The 19,739-nt window shown below is 71.1% G+C and carries 15 protein-coding genes; 8 read left to right on the plus strand and 7 right to left on the minus strand.

All coding sequences use genetic code 11. The features are described from left to right. Positions 1-17: 17 nt before the first annotated feature. From ACFZBP_RS06570 to ssd, 3 genes are all read right to left on the minus strand, one after another. A complete protein-coding gene (locus tag ACFZBP_RS06570) occupies positions 18-875 on the minus strand; it encodes a type II secretion system F family protein (protein WP_391410575.1) in 858 nt (285 codons plus the stop codon). Continuing rightward, entirely contained in the window at positions 868-2,067 is a 1,200-nt protein-coding gene (locus ACFZBP_RS06575; protein WP_391411585.1) for a TadA family conjugal transfer-associated ATPase, read from the minus strand. Before ACFZBP_RS06575 ends, ACFZBP_RS06570 begins: the two co-directional genes overlap by 8 nt. Positions 2,068-2,600: 533 nt before the next feature. Beyond that, positions 2,601-3,728 carry a septum site-determining protein Ssd gene (gene ssd / locus ACFZBP_RS06580; protein WP_383449438.1) on the minus strand — a complete coding sequence of 376 codons (1,128 nt, stop codon included), beginning with the start codon at positions 3,726-3,728 and terminating at the stop codon, positions 2,601-2,603. A gap of 559 nt (positions 3,729-4,287) precedes the next feature. Between ssd and ACFZBP_RS06585 the strand changes: the two genes are divergently transcribed. After that, positions 4,288-5,121: an HAD-IB family hydrolase gene (locus tag ACFZBP_RS06585; RefSeq protein ID WP_391410577.1), complete on the plus strand. Its 834-nt coding sequence runs from the start codon at positions 4,288-4,290 to the stop codon at positions 5,119-5,121. Between the two features lie 474 nt (positions 5,122-5,595). Here the strand turns inward: ACFZBP_RS06585 and ACFZBP_RS06590 are convergent, their stop codons facing one another. After that, on the minus strand, positions 5,596-6,420 hold the full coding sequence (locus ACFZBP_RS06590) for an oxidoreductase (protein ID WP_383449436.1): 825 nt from the start codon (positions 6,418-6,420) through the stop codon (positions 5,596-5,598). A 101-nt stretch (positions 6,421-6,521) separates the two neighbouring features. On the opposite strand from ACFZBP_RS06590, the gene ACFZBP_RS06595 reads away from it, so the two are divergent. After that, complete coding sequence (locus tag ACFZBP_RS06595; protein WP_391410580.1) at positions 6,522-7,532, plus strand: ATP-binding protein; 1,011 nt, start codon at positions 6,522-6,524, stop codon at positions 7,530-7,532. Here the strand turns inward: ACFZBP_RS06595 and ACFZBP_RS06600 are convergent. Next, the gene (locus ACFZBP_RS06600; protein WP_391411587.1) at positions 7,522-8,793 is read right to left on the minus strand and encodes a hypothetical protein; all 1,272 of its coding nucleotides are present in this window, start codon (positions 8,791-8,793) and stop codon (positions 7,522-7,524) included. The genes ACFZBP_RS06595 and ACFZBP_RS06600 overlap by 11 nt on opposite strands. A 426-nt stretch (positions 8,794-9,219) precedes the next feature. Between ACFZBP_RS06600 and ACFZBP_RS06605 the strand changes: the two genes are divergently transcribed. The 6 genes from ACFZBP_RS06605 (at position 9,220) to ACFZBP_RS06630 (ending at position 17,766) form a co-directional block, all read left to right on the plus strand. Beyond that, the gene (locus ACFZBP_RS06605; protein WP_391410582.1) at positions 9,220-11,907 is read left to right on the plus strand and encodes a SulP family inorganic anion transporter; all 2,688 of its coding nucleotides are present in this window, start codon (positions 9,220-9,222) and stop codon (positions 11,905-11,907) included. Positions 11,908-12,302: 395 nt separating this feature from the next. After that, positions 12,303-14,261 carry an acetate--CoA ligase gene (gene acs / locus ACFZBP_RS06610; protein ID WP_391410584.1) on the plus strand — a complete coding sequence of 653 codons (1,959 nt, stop codon included), beginning with the start codon at positions 12,303-12,305 and terminating at the stop codon, positions 14,259-14,261. Between the two features lie 228 nt (positions 14,262-14,489). Continuing rightward, complete coding sequence (gene nhaA, locus ACFZBP_RS06615) at positions 14,490-15,929, plus strand: Na+/H+ antiporter NhaA (protein ID WP_391410586.1); 1,440 nt, start codon at positions 14,490-14,492, stop codon at positions 15,927-15,929. A gap of 76 nt (positions 15,930-16,005) precedes the next feature. Continuing rightward, a complete protein-coding gene (locus ACFZBP_RS06620; protein ID WP_383449431.1) occupies positions 16,006-16,509 on the plus strand; it encodes a phage holin family protein in 504 nt (167 codons plus the stop codon). Beyond that, positions 16,506-17,456, plus strand: coding sequence for an alpha/beta fold hydrolase (locus ACFZBP_RS06625; protein ID WP_391410589.1), 951 nt, complete (start codon positions 16,506-16,508; stop codon positions 17,454-17,456). The genes ACFZBP_RS06620 and ACFZBP_RS06625 overlap by 4 nt, the downstream gene beginning before the upstream one ends. A 127-nt stretch (positions 17,457-17,583) precedes the next feature. Then, positions 17,584-17,766, plus strand: coding sequence for a hypothetical protein (locus tag ACFZBP_RS06630; protein WP_078662374.1), 183 nt, complete (start codon positions 17,584-17,586; stop codon positions 17,764-17,766). 13 nt (positions 17,767-17,779) lie between these two features. Here ACFZBP_RS06630 and ACFZBP_RS06635 read toward each other — a convergent pair whose 3' ends face one another. Both ACFZBP_RS06635 and ACFZBP_RS06640 read right to left on the minus strand, forming a co-directional pair. Further along, positions 17,780-18,979 carry a MarP family serine protease gene (locus tag ACFZBP_RS06635; RefSeq protein WP_383449542.1) on the minus strand — a complete coding sequence of 400 codons (1,200 nt, stop codon included), beginning with the start codon at positions 18,977-18,979 and terminating at the stop codon, positions 17,780-17,782. Positions 18,980-18,992: 13 nt separating this feature from the next. Next, positions 18,993-19,688, minus strand: coding sequence for an NUDIX hydrolase (locus tag ACFZBP_RS06640; protein WP_383449430.1), 696 nt, complete (start codon positions 19,686-19,688; stop codon positions 18,993-18,995). Positions 19,689-19,739 lie beyond the last annotated feature (51 nt).

Genomic DNA, 19,739 nt, shown 5'->3' on the forward strand with positions numbered 1-19,739 from the left:
CATGCGGCCCGAATCCCTCATGCCGCCTCCGCTCCCCGCACGATCCGCATGGCCCACCACATCCCCAGCCCTTCCAAGGCCCCACCGACGATCAGGCATCCGAACCCGGCCCCGGTGTGCAGCAGCACATGCAGTGGCTCAGCCCCCATGGCGGCGCCGAGCAGCAGTCCGAGGACCGGCAGACCGGCGAGCATCACCACCGTCGACCGCGCCCCGGCCAACTGGGCTCTCAGGTCGGCGCGCTGGTCCCGCTCGGACCGCAACGCCCCTTCCAACCGGTCGAGGCCGGCCGCGAGCCCCGCGCCCTGGTCCACGGCCACCCGCCAGCACGCCGCCAGTCCCAGCAGCCCCTCGGCGCCCGGCTGCCGGCCCGCCGCGGCGAGCGCCCCCGGCACGTCTCCGCCGAACCGAGCCGCCGCCAGCACCGCGGCCTGCGCCGCACCGAGCCCGCCCGAGTCCCGCGCCGCCCACTGCAACGCCTCACCCGGCTGTCGTCCGGCCCGCACCTCCCCGGCCAGCGCCCCGCACAGCACGATCACCGCGCCCCCGCGACGTTCGCGTGCCCGCCGCGCCTCCCGGGCCAGCAGCACCCGCCGCAGCAACGGCACCCCGACCGCCCCCGCGACGACCGGCAGCACCGACGACCCCAGCACGGCCAGCACCACACCGATCACCGGCGCCCACCACTCGGCCCGCAGCCGTCGCCGCAGTCGCCGCAGTTCCCCGGCCAGCCGCCAGTCGGGCGGTCCGGCGCCCACCGCCCCGCCTCCCGCGAGCAGCAACTGCGCCCGTCTGGCCCCGGAGTTCGGCCCACCCAGCAGCCAGACGGCCGCCCCTAGGCACATCACGGCCGCGCCCACCGACATCTCACCCATGCGGATCACCCGCCCCTTTCACGCCCCGGCCCTCATCGCCTTCGTCTCCCTCGCCCCGAAGCAGCCCCCGCAGCCGCTCCCACCCGCGCCCGCGAACGAACCCCTCGTCGCCCCACCGCAGCGCCGGCACCGTCCGCACCCACCCCGACGGGCCCCGCTCCAGCACATGCACCTCGGCGATCCGCCGCCGCCCGGTCCGGTCGCGCACGAGATGCACCACGACCGACAGGGCGGCCGCCAACTGGCTGTGCAGCGCGGCCCTATCCAGCCCGGCCGCCGTGCCGAGCGCCTCCAGCCGAGCCGGGACGTCGGCCGCCGCGTTGGCGTGGACGGTGCCGCAGCCGCCTTCGTGGCCCGTGTTCAACGCGGCCAGCAGATGGACCACTTCGGCTCCGCGCACCTCGCCCACGACCAACCGGTCCGGGCGCATCCGCAGCGCCTGCCGCACCAGGTCCTCGAGGGTGACGAGCCCGGCGCCCTCCTGGTTGGCGGGTCTGCTCTCCAGCCGTACGACGTGCGGGTGTTCCGGCCTGAGCTCCGCCGAGTCCTCCGCGAGCACGATCCGCTCGCCCGCTCCGACCAGCCCGAGCAACGCGCTCAGCAGCGTCGTCTTGCCGCTGCCCGTCCCGCCGCTGATGAGGAACGACAACCGCGCGTCGACCAGCGCCCGCAGCACCCGGTCCCCGCCCGGCGGCACCGTGCCCGCGGCGACCAGCTCGTCGAGCGTGAACGCCCGCGGCCGTACGACCCGCAGCGACAGGCAGGCGCAGCCGACGGCGACGGGTGGCAGCACCGCGTGCAGCCGGGTCCCGTCGGGCAGCCGGGCGTCCACCCAGGGCCGTGCGTCGTCCAGGCGCCGCCCGGCCACCGCGGCGAGGCGTTGCGCGAGGCGCCGTACGGCCGCCGCGTCCGGGAAGGACACGGAGGTCAGCTCCAGGCCACCGCCCCGGTCCACCCAGACCCGGTCCGGCGCCGACACCAACACGTCCGTCACCGATGGGTCGGCGAGCAGCGGCTCCAACGGGCCGCTCCCGACCAGCTCGGACCGCAACTGCTCGGCTGCCCCGAGGACTTCGGCGTCCCCCAGCACCCGGCCCTGCTCCCGCAGCGCCTGCGCCACACGCGCGGGTGTCGGCTCACCACCGCTGTCCGCCAGCCACTGACGCACCCCGTCCAGCAGCCCCGACGGCATCGCCGCCCCGGCCACCGTCCCGCTCGACGCCCACGCCCCGGCCGAGGAGCCGACCCGATCGGCCGAATCCCGCCGTGCGGTGGCCGTACTCACCGCGCTCTTCGGCACCCGCCGCACCACCAGGGCGCCCGTATCTCCCTCCGACACCCGCGGCCCCACACCAGCGCTCACCGAACCGCCCAGGGCCCGCCGCTCGACAGCGCCACTCCCCGAACCGTCCGACACCCGCCGCCCCGCGCCGGCGCTCACCGAACCCTCCGACACCCGCCGCCCGACAGCATCACTCCCCGACTTCTCCACCGCCCATCGCGGCGCAGCCCTACGCCCTCTCCCGCGCAACCTGCCATCCGTCCCACCGCCCGCTCTCCCATCCGAGCCAACCGCCGACCTGCCGTCCCCCGCACCGCCCGACCGCCACCGCTCAGGAGCCGCCCGCACCGAACCACCCGTGCCACCGCTCACCCAGTCGAGCCCCGGAGCCGTACTCACGCCCCCGTTCGCCCCGTCGCTCACGCCCCCGTTCGCCCCGTCGCTCATGCCGCCCTCGCCTCGAGCAAGGCGCCCTCCCAGAACTCCCGGCAGAACCGCGCCAGGGGCCCCCGTCCCGCCGCCCCCGGCGGTTCCTTGCTCTCGTGCGGCCGTAACAGGCCTGCCTCCAGGGGCACCTCGCCCACCAGCGGCAGCTCCAGCAGCCGGGCCACCTCGCGGTCGTCGAGGCCGGGTGCGTACGGTCCACGTACCGCCACCCGTAGGTCCCGCAGGACCAACTGCACCGCGGAGGCGACCTGTCGGGCCGCCGCGACGGCGCGCAGTTCGGCGGGGACGACGAGGATGCCGACGTCGAGCTGGGCGAGGGCCTCCGCCACCCCGTCGTCGATTCGGCGGGGCAGGTCGACCACGACGGTGCCGCCCCGGCGCCGGGCCGCGGCGAGCACCGCGCGCATCGCCTGTGGGGGGACGGCGACGCAATCCCCGCGATCCCAGCTCAGGACCCGCAGGGAGTGCAGTCGCGGCAGTGACTCCTCCAGGGCGCCGCTGCCGAGCCGCCCACGCGAGCCGGCGAACGCGGGCCAGCGCAGCCCGTCGGCCGCCTCGCCGCCGAGGAGTACGTCGAGTCCGCCGCCCAGCGGATCGCCGTCCACGAGCAGGGTGCGCAGCCCCTCCCGCGCTGCGGTCACGGCGAGGGCACACGCGAGCGTGGAGGCTCCGGCCCCGCCTCGGCCGCCGATGACGCCGACGGTGAGGGCGGGCCGGCCGACGCCCTCGGCGACGTCGGCGATGCGGTCGACCAGCCATTGCTCGCCGTCGGGCAGCATCAGCACGTGGTCGGCGCCGATCTCGACGGCCCGGCGCCAGACCCCGGAGTCGTCCTGGTCGCGGCCGACGAGCACCACTCCGCGTCTGCGGGCGACCCCGCGCACACGGCGTGCGGCATCGTCGCCGACGAGGACGAGCGGCGCGGCCTCCCAGCTACCCCTGGGTCCGGGCACCCCGTGGTGGACCTCGGGTGTGGCGCCGGCCGCCGCGCACAGGCGCAGCAGGTCGTCGAGCAGGTCAGCGTCTTCCGTGACGATCAACGGCTTGCCCGGCCGCCCGGAGGCGGCGGGCGGCGGATCGTGTGTGACGACTGCGGTCACGGTTTTCGTCCCCCTTCGCTGCATCACTCGCGCGGCCCTGTGGCCCCGCGATTCCCAAACATGTGAAGAACCGGCAACCGGCCTCCATATGAACGGCCGATACGAACCGGCCAAACACGCCCGACTAACCAGAACCGGCCATGAAGTCGGCCCTCGGCGGTGCGCGTTGGAATCACGGTGCAGCGATCCCGGAAATCGTGTGGATCTTGGTCGATAACTGTGGACAACTCGGCGGTTGTGAATATCGCCGTCACCCATACCGGTGAGCCCCGCACCGACCCCTGTGCGACTTCCGCAGAGCAGCGCGACGACTACGCACCGTCACGGATCATGGGCGCGCGGAAGAGACGGCCGCAGCCGTCTGCTCGCGACCACGGGGCCGCGCTTGGAAGAGGAAAACCCACCCGGACATGCGACGACCCCCGCCGGGGGGGAGAGCGGGGGTCGTCTCCACGGCCGACTCGGGGGGGGAGGAGTCGGACCGGGTTAGCACGGTCGCGAACGATCCGTGACTTCCATGGTGTACCCGAGAGCCCTCTCAGGCAAACCCACGCGCCCACCTTACGCCGAATGGGCTGCGCCTATGCTCAGGGTCGTGGAAAACCACTCCTTGCCCCGCACAGCCGCCTTCTTTGACCTGGACAAGACGGTCATTGCGAAGTCGAGCACGCTCACGTTCAGCAAGTCCTTCTACCAAGGCGGTCTGATCAACCGCCGGGCCGCCTTGCGGACCGCATATGCCCAGTTCGTCTTCCGACTGGGCGGTATGGACCATGACCAGATGGAGCGCACGCGCGAGTACCTCTCCGCGCTCGTCCGCGGCTGGAACGTCCAGCAGGTCAAGGAGATCGTCGCCGAGACGCTGCACGACCTGATCGACCCGATCATCTACGACGAGGCCGCCTCCCTCATCGAGGAGCACCACACGGCCGGCCGCGACGTGGTCATCGTGTCCACGTCGGGCGCCGAGGTGGTCGAGCCGATCGGCGAGCTGCTCGGCGCCGACCGCGTGGTGGCGACCCGTATGGTCGTGGGCGAGGACGGCTGCTTCACCGGCGAGGTGGAGTACTACGCGTACGGGCCGACGAAGGCCGAAGCGATCAAGGAGCTGGCGGCGTCCGAGGGTTACGACCTCTCCCGCTGCTACGCCTACAGCGACTCGGGCACCGACCTGCCGATGCTTCAGTCGGTCGGCAACCCGCACGCCGTGAACCCCGATCGCGCGCTGCGCCGCGAGGCACTCGCGCGCGGGTGGCCGATTCTCGACTTCCATCGCCCGGTCCGGCTCAAGCAGCGGCTTCCGTCCTTCTCCGTACCGCCGCGGCCCGCCCTGGTCGCGGCGGCCGCCATAGGAGCGGCCGCGGCCACCGCGGGCCTCGTCTGGTACGCCAGCCGGCGCCGATCGGCGCTCGCCTGAACCACGCCCATGGGATTCGACGGGCCGCGCCGATCGGATTCGCCGGGACGGGGACCGGCATACAGATGACCGTTTGTCTCCGATATGCGACCAAAAGTAAAGAACTGCAGCCAGGCCTTCCGCTTGGTTGGGTCCTGGAGTACAAAGGACTCAACGGCCCGCGAGACCAAGGACATCCGAGAGGATCACCTTTAATACGCATTTGGCCCCACGGACCGAGCATGAACACCAGGCACCCACGCGACGTCGACCCGTCGATTACGGGCCAGCCGCACCAGGTGACGGGCAAAGTTCCCGACCTGATGGGCAACATATCGAGGACGCTTGGTACCCCGGTGAACATGCCAGCGGCGGTACGAGTCCTCGTACCGCCGCAACTTGTAGGAGCCACTCCACTCGCAGAGCCCCCATAAGGGGGCTTTTTCGCGCCCTATGGCTTTCGAACCGCTCGACGACGCCCCACGCGCGCGTGCGTCATGCCGCGCCGCGCTGCAGCGCCTCGCAGACGGCCGTCGACTCGCGTGCCCCGAGCTCGACCGCCTTGCCGCAGTGGGCGATCCAGGCGGCCATGCCTTCGGGGGTCCCGGAGACATAACCCTCCAGCGCCGCCAGATAGGCCGCGCGCCCCAGTTCGGCATGCCCGACCTCGGCCGCACAGACGGACTTCGGGTCCAGGCCGCTGCCGACCAGGACGACACGCTCGGCCGTGCGCGCGATCAGGCCGTTGTGCGAGGTGAAGGGGCGCAGCGCGAGGAGCTCGCCGTGCACGACGGCGGCCGTCACCAGCGCCGGCGCCGAACCGCCGGCGATGATCAGCTCGGACAGCCCCTCCAGCCGACCGTGCACCTCCGCCGCGCTCGGCAGCGGCAGCTCGACCAGCGGCTCGGCGACCGGCTCACCCTCCTGGCGCGGCCGTCCGACCTGGTCGTCCTTGCCGGCCGCCGCCACCAGGTGCAGCCGAGCCAGCACCCGCAGGGGCGACTGCCGCCAGATGGACAGCAGTTGGCCCGCCTCGGCTGTCAGCCGCAGGGACGCGCCCATGACGCGCGCCTCGTCGTCACCGCTGAAGTCGGTACGCCGACGCACCTCTTCGAGCGCCCAGTCCGCTCCGGACAGCGCGGCCGAGCCGCGCGCGCCACGCAGAGCCGCCTCGGCGGTGATCTCGTTGCTGCGGCGCCGCATGATCCGGTGCCCGTACACCCGGTCCACGGCCTTGCGCACGGACTCCACGGACTCGGGGACTCCGGGCAGTGAACCGAGGGCCGCGAGCGGATCGGCGGCCGCGCCTGTCGTACTCATGAGTACGACAGTACGCACCTTGGGCGCGTACCCCACGATCGAGTGGCCTTCTTCACGCACAGCTGCCACATACAGCTACCGCGCGACTACGCTTCGTGAACATGAAAATTGCTTTCGTCGGAAAGGGCGGCAGCGGCAAGACCACCCTGTCCTCCCTGTTCATCCGCCACCTCGCGGCCACCGGCGCGCCGGTCGTCGCCGTCGACGCCGACATCAACCAGCACCTGGGTGCCGCACTGGGCCTCGACGACACGGAGGCCGCCGCGCTGCCCGCGATGGGCGAGCGGCTGTCGCTCATCAAGGACTACCTGCGCGGCTCCAATCCGCGGATCGACTCCGCCCGGACGATGATCAAGACGACGCCGCCCGGCGAGGGGTCACGGCTGCTGCGGGTGTGCGAGAGCAATCCGGTGTACGACGCCTGCGCCCGGCCGGTGGAACTCGACGGCGGCGCCGTCCGTTTGATGGTCACCGGCCCCTTCACCGACTCCGACCTGGGGGTCGCCTGCTACCACTCCAAGACGGGAGCGGTGGAGCTGTTCCTTAACCACCTGGTGGACGGCCCCGACGAGTACGTCGTGGTCGACATGACGGCGGGTTCGGACTCCTTCGCCTCCGGCATGTTCACCCGCTTCGACATCACGTTCCTCGTCGCCGAGCCGACCCGGAAGGGGGTCTCCGTCTATCGCCAGTACAAGGAGTACGCCCGCGACTTCGGCGTCATCCTGAAGGTCGTCGGCAACAAGGTGCAGGGCCAGGACGACCTCGACTTCCTGCGCGACGAGGTCGGGGACGACCTGCTGGTGACCATCGGGCACTCGGACTGGGTGCGCGCCATGGAGAAGGGCCGCCCGCCGCGGTTCGAGCTCCTGGAGGACGCCAACCAGCTCGCCCTGCGCCGGCTGCGCACGGCCGCGGACGCGACGTACGAACTGCGGGACTGGGAGCGCTACACCCGCCAGATGGTGCACTTCCACCTGAAGAACGCCGGGGCCTGGGGAAACGAGCGCACCGGGGCCGATCTGGCCGCGCAGATCGACCCCGGGTTCGTACTGGGTGAGAGGGCCATCGCCTGCCCGGACGACAACTCCCGTCTGACTCCTACTGCTTGACGGCCGGCGCCCCGGGCACCCCCTTCGGAGCCGGGGCCGGGCTCGCCGACAGGAAGGACGCCCATCCCTCCTTCGGGGCCTCGCCGACGTCCAGAGTGCGCAGCTTCTTCAAGGTCGCCGGGTCCTGCGCGTCCAACCAGTCGGCGAGCTGGCGGAAGGACACGCAGCGCACGTCGGGCTTGTTGCAGACCGCTTCGACGACCTCCTCGACGGCGCGCATGTAGGTGCCGCCGTTCCAGGACTCGAAGTGGTTGCCGATGATCAGGGGCGCACGGTTGCCGTCGTAGGCCCGCCGGAAGCCCGCGAGCAGACCGTCCCGCATCTGGTCGCCCCAGAAGTCGTGCTTGTCGGGATCCCCCTGGGTCGCGGTACCCGACTGGTTGACCATGAAGTTGTAGTCCATGGTCAGCTGCTCGTAGGAGTGCCCGGGGAAGGGCACGAGCTGCATCGACAGATCCCACAGGCCCCCCTTCTTCGCGGGCCACAGCTGGTTGTTGACGCCGCTGGAGTCATAGCGGAAGCCCAGCTCGCGCGCGGCCTTCATGAAGTTCTTCCGGCCCTCGAGGCAGGGGGTGCGGGCGCCGATGAGTTCCTTGTCGTAGTCGAACGGCAGCGGGGCCGCCCGCGTCATGCCGGTGGTGCTCTTCCAGGTCTTCACGAACCTCTTGGCCTGGTTGATCTCGTCCTTCCACTCCTCCACCGACCATTCGCCGACTCCGCCGCCGCTGCCGCAGAAATGGCCGTTGAAGTGCGTTCCGATCTCGTTGCCCTCGAGCCACGCGAGGCGCAGTTGCCGCACGGTGGCGGCGATGCCCTCCTCGTCGTTGAAGCCGATGTCGGAGCGGCCCGGGGAGTGCTGGGGCGGCCGGTACAGATCGCGTTTGTGGTTCGGCAGCATGTACACGCCGCTGAGGAAGTACGTCATCGTCGCGTTGTTCGCCTTGGCGACCGCACGAAAATGGGAGAACAGCTTCTGGCTGTCCTCCCCTGCGCCGTCCCACGAGAACACCACGAACTGCGGTGGCTTCTGACCTGGCTTCAGGCGCTCGGGTCTGGGCAGACGCGGCTGCGCCCCGGTGTAGGCGGTGGATCCGTCGCCGATCAACCGCACCACGCTCTGCGGCGCCGGTGCCGCCGGCTTCGCCTTCTCCGGCCCGGGCACCCCCTGCCGGGCATCGTCGCCGGTCGAGCAGCCGGCGAGCGAAGCGGCACAGACCACGACGACCGCGGTTCCCGCGGCGATCCGGTGTGCCGGGGCAATCCTGTGCGCGGGGGCGGTCCGCCGCGTCTCGGCGGACCTGTGCCTCACGGCGGCCCTTTGCCTCACGGCGGTCCCGTGTGTCGCGTCGGTCATGCGGGGGGCGGCGTTCCTGCGGGTGGCGGCCATGTTCCGTCCACCTTCTTCCTTCTCTCGGGAGCCGACAGCGCCGCCAAGGTCGCATGGGACTGAGAAGGAATTAGTACGACAAGCCGACTAATCAACCACTTCACCCTTCAGGGGGATTTATTAGTCCATTTGCTCGGAAAAACTATTCCTTCACTTTACTCTGCATTACGGTCTGTTTACCGACTGTTGATGCATCCCGCCGCTGCATGCCGTGACCACACGGCCGCGACCCGACCCCTCGCCCGAGAGCGGGGGACCACCAGATCCGCGACCGCGCTGCCCCGGAGGAGACGGGAAACCATGTCAGCCTTCGTTCCCACCCGAGCCGACGAACCGAGTCGAGAGAAGCGCATCCACGAACCCCACAGCCCACCCCCCGCCCGACCCCGCCGACGCCGACCCCGCATCGAGGGCGCCGATCTGTCGGCGTCGATCGCGGTCTTCCTGATCGCCCTCCCACTGTCCCTGGGCATCGCCCTCGCCACCGGCGCACCCCTCCAGGCCGGCCTCGTCGCGGCCGCCGTCGGAGGACTCGTCGTCGGCTACCTCGGCGGCACCCCGCTCCAGGTCAGCGGCCCCGCCGCCGGCCTCACGGTCGTCACCGCCGAGCTCATCCACCGCTACGGATGGCGTACGACCTGCGCCATCACCGTCCTGGCGGGAATCGCCCAACTAGGCCTCGGCTTCGTACGCGTGGCGCGCGGCGCGCTCGCCGTCAGCCCCGCCATCGTGCACGGCATGCTCGCCGGAATCGGCGTCACCATCGCCGTGGCCCAACTGCACATCGTCCTCGGCGGCACCCCGCACAGCTCGGTCCTGGACAACATGCGCGAGCTGCCCACCCAGCTGGCCGGCGTGCACCCGGCCGCCCTGTCGGTCAGCCTGCTGACCCTGGCCCTGCTGCTGGTCTGGCCCCGGCTGCCCGGCCGCCCCGGCGTGCTCCTGCGCAAGGTGCCGGCCCCGCTCGTCGCCGTCGCCGGAGCCAGCACCACCGCGTCCCTCGCCGGGCTCAGCCTGCCCAAGGTCGACCTGCCCTCGTGGAGCAGCCACGCGCTGGCCACGTTGCCCGAGGGCCCGGTGCTCGGCCTCGTCGCCGCCGTCCTGACGATCACGCTGGTGTGCAGCGTGCAGTCGCTGCTCGGCGCGGTCGCCGTGGACAAGCTGGTCGCCACCCGACCCGAGCTGTCCGCCCGCGTCGGACGGTCCGACCTGGACCGCGAGCTGCTCGGCCAGGGCGCCGCCAACGTCGTCTCCGGCATGCTCGGCGGGCTGCCCGTGGCCGGGGTCGCCGTGCGCAGTTCGGCGAATGTGCAAGCCGGTGCCGTCAGCCGGAACTCCACGATGCTGCACGGCGTTCTGGTAGTAGTCGCCGCGCTGCTGATGGTCCCGATCCTGGAGCTCATCCCGCTCGCCTCGCTCGCCGCCCTGGTGATGGCCGTCGGCATCCAGATGGTGTCCCTGCACCACATCCGCACGGTGACCCGCCACCGAGAAGTGCTGGTGTACGCCATCACGACCCTCGGCGTGGTGTTCTTCGGCGTCCTGGAAGGCGTGACGCTGGGGATCGCCATGGCCGTCGCCGTCGCCCTGCACCGCCTCACCCGCACCCGGATCACCCATGACGAGAAGGAAGGAGTCCATCACGTACGCGTACGAGGGCAGTTGACGTTCCTCGCGGTGCCACGGCTCAGCCGGGCCCTGCATCTCGTACCCCAGGGCGCCCACGCCGTCGTGGAGTTGGACGGTTCGTTCATGGACCACGCGGCGTACGAGTCACTGCAGGACTGGCAGAACACGCAGACCGCGCACGGCGGCACCGTCGAGTTGATCGGTCGCCGGGCCGGGGTCAGGATCGGCGAGCCGACAGGCCCGGCCGGCCTCCACCTCGACGCGGAGACGGCCAAGGCCGACGCGGCCGACTGCCGTTGCCACCCCTGGACACCCTGGCGCAATCACCAGTGCGAGATCCCGGAGTCCGTCGCATCCGGCGACGGTCGCCCCGGGGCCACGTCCGCGACCGGGTCCGACGGCACCGCCACGGCCGGCAAAGCCAGGGCTCTGAGCGGCGCTGCCCACACTGCCGCAGCCACCGGCACCTCCGACAACACCAGCGAGCTCGACACGTCCGAAGGCTCCGGCGGGATCGGCGACACCGAAGGACCCACCGGGCCCGGCCGGCCCGGCGAGGGCTCTGCCGACGGGTCCGGCGGCAGCGGCAGCGGCAGCGGCAGCGGCAGCGGCAGCGGCAGCGGCAGCGGCAGCGGCAGCGGCAGCGGCAGCGGCAGCGGCACCAGCCTCACCGACGGAAGCCGGCCGAGCGGCCACCAACTCGCCCGGGGCATCAGCGCGTTCCAGCGCAACACCGCCCCCCTGGTGCGGGGTGAGCTGGCGCGGCTGGCGCGCGAGGGACAGCAGCCCTCCCAGTTGTTCCTCACCTGCGCGGACTCCCGGGTGGTCACCTCGATGATCACCTCCAGTGGTCCCGGTGACCTGTTCGTGGTGCGTAACGTGGGCAACCTCGTGCCGCTGCCCGGCCAGGAGAGCGGGGACGACTCGGTGGCGGCCGCGATCGAGTACGCGGTCGACGTCCTGGAGGTGCGGTCCATCACGGTGTGCGGGCACTCCGGGTGCGGGGCGATGCAGGCACTGCTCGGCTCCGAGCCGGACGGCACGCAGACCCCGCTCAAAAGGTGGTTGCGGCACGCGCAGCCGAGCCTGGAGCGGCTGTCCGACGAGAGCCGGCCGTGGGCCAGACTCGCCGGGCGCGCACCGGCCGACGCGGTCGAGCAGCTCTGTCTGACCAACGTGGTCCAGCAGCTGGAGCATCTGCGTGCCCATGAGTCGGTGGCCCGGGCCCTGCGGGAGGGGGCGCTGGAGTTGCACGGGATGTACTTCCACGTGGGCGAGGCGCAGTCGTATCTCCTCGCCGAGGAGGGCGGGGACGACGACGTGTTCGATCATGTGGGGGTGGCGGATCTGTCGGCATGACGCCGGGAGAGTGAGCGCGGCCCCGTTCGGTGCGGGGCCGCGTTTCTCGTGGGGCAGGTCTTCAGAACCCGTGTCCAGGGAGCCCGTGCCTTGGCAGCCCGCCTTTTGGGTGGCGGCGTCTTGGGGCGGTGTTCCCGTCCGGGCCGCTGTCGCCGCGCGGGCGGCGTCGCGCCTGGCAGGGGATGGAATGTGAAAGGGGTTACAGAGCTGAACCGCGTCCATCCGGCGTCCGTGGGAACGGATGACCGCGGCGCCGAAAGCACCTCCGGGCCACCCCCGGGCCAACCCCTGCCGACAGGTCTAAACCAATTTTCCGTCGACCCTTGTCATCGGACCCCCGGGTCTGATGAGCTGTGGCCTGGGACACAACGGACACCCTGGGAAAGGGAGATGTCGTGAGCAACGAAAGCCTGGCCAACCTGTTGCGCGAGGAGCGCAGGTTCGCGCCGCCCGCCGACCTGGCCGCGAACGCCAACGTCACCGCGGAGGCGTATGAACAGGCCAAGGCTGACAGGCTCGGCTTCTGGGCCGAGCAGGCCCGTCGGCTGACCTGGGCCAAGGAGCCGACGGAGACACTGGACTGGTCGAACCCGCCGTTCGCCAAGTGGTTCAAGGACGGCGAGCTCAACGTCGCGTACAACTGCGTGGACCGGCATGTGGAGGCCGGGCACGGCGACCGCGTCGCCATCCACTTCGAGGGCGAGCCCGGCGACAGCCGCGCGATCACCTACGCCGAGCTCAAGGACGAGGTCTCCAAGGCCGCCAACGCCCTGCTGGAGCTGGGCGTTCAGAAGGGCGACCGGGTCGCCGTCTACATGCCGATGATCCCCGAGACGGCGGTCGCGATGCTGGCCTGCGCCCGTATCGGCGCCGCCCACTCCGTCGTCTTCGGCGGCTTCTCGGCGGACGCCCTCGCCACCCGGATCCAGGACGCGGACGCCAAGGTCGTCATCACCTCCGACGGCGGTTACCGGCGCGGCAAGCCGTCCGCGCTCAAGCCGGCCGTGGACGAGGCGATCGGCAAGGTGGACAACGTCGAGCACGTGCTCGTCGTACGGCGCACCGGCCAGGACGTCGACTGGGACGACAGCCGCGACGTGTGGTGGCACGAGATCGTCGACCGGCAGTCGGCCGAGCACACCCCCGAGGCCTTCAACGCCGAGCAGCCGCTGTTCATCCTCTACACGTCCGGGACGACGGGTAAGCCGAAGGGCATCCTGCACACCTCCGGCGGCTACCTCACCCAGACCGCCTACACCCACAACGCCGTCTTCGACCTCAAGCCGGAGACCGACGTCTACTGGTGCACGGCCGACGTCGGCTGGGTCACCGGCCACTCGTACATCGTGTACGGGCCGCTGGCGAACGGCGCGACGCAGGTGATGTACGAGGGCACGCCGGACACGCCGCACCAGGGCCGGTTCTGGGAGATCGTGCAGAAGTACGGGGTGACGATCCTGTACACGGCGCCGACCGCCATCCGTACGTTCATGAAGTGGGGCGACGACATCCCCGCGAAGTTCGACCTCAGCAGCCTGAGGGTGCTGGGCTCGGTGGGCGAGCCGATCAACCCCGAGGCGTGGATCTGGTACCGCAAGCACATCGGCGCCGACGTCACGCCGGTCGTGGACACGTGGTGGCAGACCGAGACCGGCGCGATGATGATCACGCCGCTGCCGGGTGTCACCGCGACCAAGCCCGGTTCCGCGCAGACCCCGCTGCCCGGCATCTCCGCGACCGTCGTCGACGACGAGGCGAACGAGGTCCCGAACGGCGGTGGCGGCTACCTGGTCCTGACCGAGCCGTGGCCGTCGATGCTGCGCACCATCTGGGGCGACGACCAGCGGTTCATCGACACGTACTGGTCGCGGTTCGAGGGCAAGTACTTCGCCGGTGACGGGGCGAAGAAGGACGACGACGGCGACATCTGGCTGCTGGGCCGCGTCGACGACGTCATGCTCGTCTCGGGCCACAACATCTCCACCACTGAGGTCGAGTCCGCCCTGGTCTCCCACCCGTCCGTCGCCGAGGCGGCGGTCGTCGGTGCCGCCGACGAGACGACCGGGCAGGCCATCGTCGCGTTCGTCATCCTGCGCGGCACGGCGAACGCCGAGGACGAGAACCTCATCGCCGACCTGCGAGGCCACGTCGGCGCCACCCTCGGCCCGATCGCCAAGCCGAAGCGGATCCTGCCGGTTGCCGAGCTGCCGAAGACCCGCTCCGGCAAGATCATGCGCCGTCTCCTGCGCGACGTCGCCGAGAACCGCCAGCTCGGCGACGTGACGACGCTGACCGACTCGACCGTCATGGACCTCATCCAGGCCAAGCTCCCCGCCGCGCCCAGCGAGGACTGAGCAGGGCTCGAAGCCGACGACGGCTGACGACTGAGTACGGCCACCGAGGGCACCCGGCGACAAGCGCGCCGGGTGCCCTTCGCGTACGTACCGTGGACCTCAAGAGGCTCGACGGGTGCACCACGGCGCACCCTTAGGTAAGCTAACCAAAGCAATCTCGATCTCAGGTGCGCCGGGAAGTCTGGTCGGCATGTGCTCCGTCCTGCCCACCGACCGGAGGTCTCCCCCGTGACCGCGCCCCGCAGCACCACCCCCGTCCGCAAGGCCTTCGGACGGCTGTCCCTCCCCGAGCGGAACTTCGTCGCGGGGGCGCTGCGCACCGAGACCGTCGGCGGTGTGCTGCTGCTCGTCGCCGCGATCACCGCGCTGGTCTGGGCGAACGTCCCCGCACTGCACGACAGCTACGAGAGCGTCAGCCACTACCACCTCGGCCCCGAGGCCCTCGGCCTGAGCCTCTCCGTCGAGCACTGGGCCGCCGACGGACTCCTCGCGATCTTCTTCTTCGTCGCCGGGATCGAACTCAAGCGCGAGCTGGTCGCCGGCGACCTCAAGGACCCCAAGGCGGCCGCACTGCCGGTCGTGGCCGCCCTGTGCGGCATGGCCGTACCCGCGCTCGTCTACACCCTGACCAATGCCACCGGCCACGGCTCCTCGGCCGGCTGGGCGGTCCCGACCGCCACGGACATCGCCTTCGCGCTCGCCGTGCTCGCCGTCATCGGCACCTCCCTGCCGAGCGCCCTGCGTGCCTTCCTGCTCACCCTCGCCGTCGTCGACGACCTCTTCGCGATCCTGATCATCGCGATCTTCTTCACCTCACAGATCGACTTCGCCGCGCTGGGCGGCGCCGTCGCCGGCCTCGCGGTCTTCTGGCTGCTGCTGAGGAAGGGCGTACACGGGTGGTACGTGTACGTCCCGCTCGCCCTGGTCATCTGGGCGCTGATGTACAACAGCGGCGTCCACGCCACCATCGCGGGTGTCGCGATGGGCCTGATGCTGCGCTGCACCCGGCGCGAGGACGAGGAGCGCTCGCCCGGCGAGCACATCGAGCATCTCGTACGCCCCCTGTCGGCGGGGCTGGCCGTGCCGCTGTTCGCGCTGTTCAGCGCCGGTGTGGTCGTCTCCGGCGGCGCGATCGGCGATGTCTTCACCCAGCCGGAGACGCTCGGCGTGGTCCTCGGCCTGGTCGTCGGAAAGACGGTCGGCATCTTCGGCGGCACCTGGCTGACGGCACGTTTCACCAGGGCATCGCTCAGCGACGACCTGGAGTGGGCGGACGTGTTCGCCGTCGCGACCCTCGCCGGCATCGGCTTCACCGTCTCGCTGCTCATCGGCGAGCTCGCCTTCGCGGGCGACGCGGCGCTGACCGACGAGGTCAAGGCGGCCGTCCTCGTGGGCTCGCTCACCGCGGCGTTGCTGGCGACGGTGCTGCTGAAGATACGGAACGCCAAGTACCGCCGGCTGTGGGAGGCCGAGGAGCGCGACGAGGACGCGGACGGCATTCCGGACATCTACGAGGAGGACGAGCCGGAGTACCACCTGCGGATGGCCGCCATCCACGAGCGCAAGGCCGCCGAGCACCGCCGTATCGCCGAGGAGAAGGCCGCCGCACGCCACAGGCTTGCCGAAGTGGCGGGCGGGGCAGGCGAGGAGGAGCATCGTCGGGCATGATCTGACGGGACGGTACAAAGACGGAACCGTACGCAGTCAGGCAGAAGACGGAACCGTATCTACGAGGGAGACCGCGATGAGCGCACCCGACGGCAGCCCGGTCGGCGCCGAACGCAGCATCGGCCAGCTGTTCGCGTCGGCGACGACCGAGATGTCGGCGCTGGTGCACGACGAGATCGCACTGGCGAAGGCTCAGCTCAAGCAGGACGTCAAGCGCGGCGCGACGAGCGGCGGTGCGTTCACGGCGGCCGGCGCGGTGCTGCTGTTCTCCCTGCCGATGCTGAACTTCGCCCTCGCGTACGGGATCAGGACCTGGAGCGACTGGAACCTCGCGATCTGCTTCGTGCTGTCCTTCGCGGCGAACGTCCTCGTCGCCGTCGTCCTCGCGCTGATCGGGGTCGCGTTCGCGAAGAAGGCCAAGAAGAGCAAGGGCCCGCAGAAGGTCGCCGCCTCGATGAAGGAGACGGCCGGCGTCCTGCAGAACGCCAAGCCGCACCCGCGTCCGGCCCCGGCGACGGCTCCGGAGCTGGAGGACCGGGCGCCCGCGGCCATCGAGGCTGTGGCACGCTCGTCCTCATGACGGATCCCGCCACCCCCTCGGCGCAACCTGCCTCGGCCGTACGACTGGACGTCCCCGGCGGGAAAGAGGTGACCCACCGGGACGTGGCCGCCAACGGTGCGCGCTTCCACATCGCGGAGATGGGCGACGGCCCCCTGGTGCTGCTCCTGCACGGCTTCCCCCAGTTCTGGTGGACCTGGCGGCACCAGCTCGTCGCCCTCTCCGACGCCGGGTTCCGGGCCGTGGCGATGGACCTCAGGGGCGTCGGCGGCAGCGACCGGACGCCCCGCGGTTACGACCCCGCCAACCTCGCGCTCGACATCACCGGAGTGATCCGCTCACTCGGCGAGCCCGACGCGGCCCTGGTCGGCCACGACCTGGGCGGATACCTGGCGTGGACGGCGGCCGTGATGCGCCCCAAGCTGGTACGGCGCCTCGCGGTCGCGTCCATGCCGCACCCCCGGCGCTGGCGTTCGGCGATGCTCTCGGACGTCAAGCAGACGAGTGCGAGTTCCTACATCTGGGGGTTCCAGCGCCCCTGGATCCCCGAACGGCAGCTGACCGCCGACGGCGGCGCGCTCGTCGCCCGGCTGATCCGGGACTGGTCCGGCCCCCGCCTGCCCGACGACGAGGCGGTGGAGACGTACCGCCGTGCGATCTGCATCCCGTCGACGGCGCACTGCTCCATCGAGCCGTACCGCTGGATGGTCCGCTCGCTGGCCCGTCCCGACGGCATCCAGTTCAACCGCCGCATGAAGCGGCCGGTGCGCGTGCCGACCCTCCATCTGCACGGGTCACTCGACCCCGTGATGCGCACCCGCAGCGCGGCCGGTTCGGGCGAGTACGTCGAAGCGCCGTACCGCTGGCGCCTGTTCGACGGGCTCGGGCACTTCCCGCACGAGGAAGACCCGGTCGCTTTCTCCACCGAACTGATCAACTGGCTGAAAGACCCCGAACCCGATCGGTGACCGCGCCGATGCGCCCGGTATCCGGATCTGAACACGTGTCCTACGAACAGCCAATTGCCCGGCGCATAGGCCAATTGGGGGCCGTGGGGGCGGTTATCGACCTTGGGGCGGGGGCAGACGTCGGGGTATGGGCTGGACGCACGACTACAGTGACGCAGCACGCAATCGACGCTCGGCCGGAGGCCTGAGCTCCCACCAGCGAGGCAGCGCCCCGCAGATGCCGGGCTCGGACCTCCGGGTGGGCATTCCGCGCATCCTGCGCCGCCGGGCCCGCTGGGTCTCGGTACGGCTACGCCACCCGCGCGGCTGAGCTCGACCGACCGTCAGAGCGCGCAGCTGTCGCTGTCCACCTGCTGGTTGGCGGTACGCCCCTTGACGATGTCCTCCTGGATCTCGTCCGCGGTGAGCGCGTAGCCGGTGTTGGCGTCGTCGAGGGACTTGGCGAAGACCACGCCGTACACCTTGCCCTCGGGCGTGAGCAGCGGGCCGCCGGAGTTGCCCTGGCGGACGGTCGCGTACAGCGAGTACACGTCGCGGCGCACGGTGCCGCGGTGGTAGATGTCCGGCCCGTTGGCCGGCAGCCGCCCACGCACCCGCGCGGCCCGTACGTCGTACGCCCCGTTCTCCGGGAAGCCCGCGATGATCGCGCCGTCGCCGCTCTCGGCGTCGGTGGCCGTGAACTGCAGGGCGGGCGCGCGCATGTCCGGGACGTCGAGCACGGCGATGTCGCGCTCCCAGTCGTAGAGGACGACGGTCGCGTCGTACTTCCTGCCCTCGCCGCCGATCTGGACGGTGGGTTCGTCGACGCCGCCGACGACATGCGCGTTGGTCATGACGCGACGGTCGGCGAAGACGAAGCCGGTGCCCTCCAGGACCTTGCCGCAACTCGGCGCCGTACCCATGACCTTGACGATGGATCGCTGGGCGCGGGTGGCCACCGGGCTGTTGGCCAGGGCCGGGTCGGGCGGCTGGACCTCGTTGATCGGCTCGCTCGCGAACGGGCTGAAGACCTGCGGGAAACCGTTCTGCGCGAGCACGGAGGAGAAGTCCGCGAACCAGGTGTCGGCCTGGTCGGGCAGCGCCCGCGAGACGCCGAGCAGCACCTTGGAGTTACGGACCTCCTTGCCGAGCGTCGGCAGCGTCGTCCCCGCGAGGGCGGAGCCGATCAGCCAGGCGACGAGGAGCATCGCGACGACGTTGACGAGGGCGCCGCCGGTGGCGTCCAGGGCGCGGGCCGGGGACCAGGTGATGTACCGGCGCAGCTTGTTGCCGAGATGGGTGGTCAGCGCCTGACCGACCGACGCACAGACGATGACCACCACGACAGCGACCACGGCGGCGGTCGTGCTCACCTCGGCGTTGTCGGTCAACGCGTCCCAGATGACCGGGAGGAGGTACACGGCCACGAGGCCGCCGCCCAGAAAGCCGATCACCGACAGGATGCCGACGACGAAGCCCTGGCGGTAGCCCACGATCGCGAACCACACGGCGGCGACCAGCAGCAGGATGTCCAGCACATTCACGGCAGACACCCTGTCATGACCGCCAGTCGAGCGGGACCTGCTTCCCCCGGTCCCAGGGCCGCTCCCAGCCCGAGAAATGGAGCAGACGGTCGATGATCCCGGCGGTAAAGCCCCACACGAGCGCCGATTCGACCAGAAATGCCGGGCCTCGATGGCCGCTGGGGTGGACCGTCGTGGCGCGGTTGTCCGGGTTCGTGAGATCCGCCACGGGGACGGTGAACACGCGCGCCGTCTCGTTCGGATCGACGACGTCGACCGGGCTCGGCTCGCGCCACCAGCCCAGCACGGGCGACACGACGAAGCCGCTGACCGGGATGTACAGCTTCGGCAGGACGCCGAAGAGCTGGACGCCGCTCGGATCGAGCCCGGTCTCCTCCTCGGCCTCCCGCAGCGCGGCCCGCAACGGCCCGTCGCCCTGCGGATCGCCGTCCTCGGGGTCGAGGGCACCCCCCGGGAACGACGGCTGACCGGCATGGGAACGCAGCGAACTGGCCCGCTCCATCAGCAGCAGCTCGGGACCGTAGGCACCCTCACCGAAAAGGACCAGTACGGCGGACTGCCGCCCCGCGCCGTCCGCCGGCGGCAGGAACCGGCTCAGCTGCACCGGCTCGACCGTCTCGACCACCCGCACCACCGGGTTCAGCCAGTCCGGGAGCCCGTCCTTGCTCAGCATCACCGGCCCGTCCTGCGTCCCACTCGCCCGCGTCATCGCCACCCCCGTCGTCCTGCCCAGCCCAACGCCCGACGCCCTCTGGATCGT

Origin of the sequence: Streptomyces sp. NPDC008086, assembly GCF_042957325.1 — a bacterium.
Classification (GTDB): domain Bacteria; phylum Actinomycetota; class Actinomycetes; order Streptomycetales; family Streptomycetaceae; genus Streptomyces.

Coding starts and splice junctions, on each gene's coding strand:
- ACFZBP_RS06570 (WP_391410575.1), bottom strand. CDS start 875: ATGGGTGAGATGTCGGTGGGCGCGGCCGTGATGTGCCTAGGGGCGGCC.
- ACFZBP_RS06575 (WP_391411585.1), bottom strand. CDS start 2,067: ATGCCGTCGGGGCTGCTGGACGGGGTGCGTCAGTGGCTGGCGGACAGC.
- ssd (WP_383449438.1), bottom strand. CDS start 3,728: ATGCAGCGAAGGGGGACGAAAACCGTGACCGCAGTCGTCACACACGAT.
- ACFZBP_RS06585 (WP_391410577.1), top strand. CDS start 4,288: ATGCTCAGGGTCGTGGAAAACCACTCCTTGCCCCGCACAGCCGCCTTC.
- ACFZBP_RS06590 (WP_383449436.1), bottom strand. CDS start 6,420: ATGAGTACGACAGGCGCGGCCGCCGATCCGCTCGCGGCCCTCGGTTCA.
- ACFZBP_RS06595 (WP_391410580.1), top strand. CDS start 6,522: ATGAAAATTGCTTTCGTCGGAAAGGGCGGCAGCGGCAAGACCACCCTG.
- ACFZBP_RS06605 (WP_391410582.1), top strand. CDS start 9,220: ATGTCAGCCTTCGTTCCCACCCGAGCCGACGAACCGAGTCGAGAGAAG.
- ACFZBP_RS06620 (WP_383449431.1), top strand. CDS start 16,006: ATGAGCGCACCCGACGGCAGCCCGGTCGGCGCCGAACGCAGCATCGGC.
- ACFZBP_RS06625 (WP_391410589.1), top strand. CDS start 16,506: ATGACGGATCCCGCCACCCCCTCGGCGCAACCTGCCTCGGCCGTACGA.
- ACFZBP_RS06630 (WP_078662374.1), top strand. CDS start 17,584: ATGGGCTGGACGCACGACTACAGTGACGCAGCACGCAATCGACGCTCG.
- ACFZBP_RS06640 (WP_383449430.1), bottom strand. CDS start 19,688: ATGACGCGGGCGAGTGGGACGCAGGACGGGCCGGTGATGCTGAGCAAG.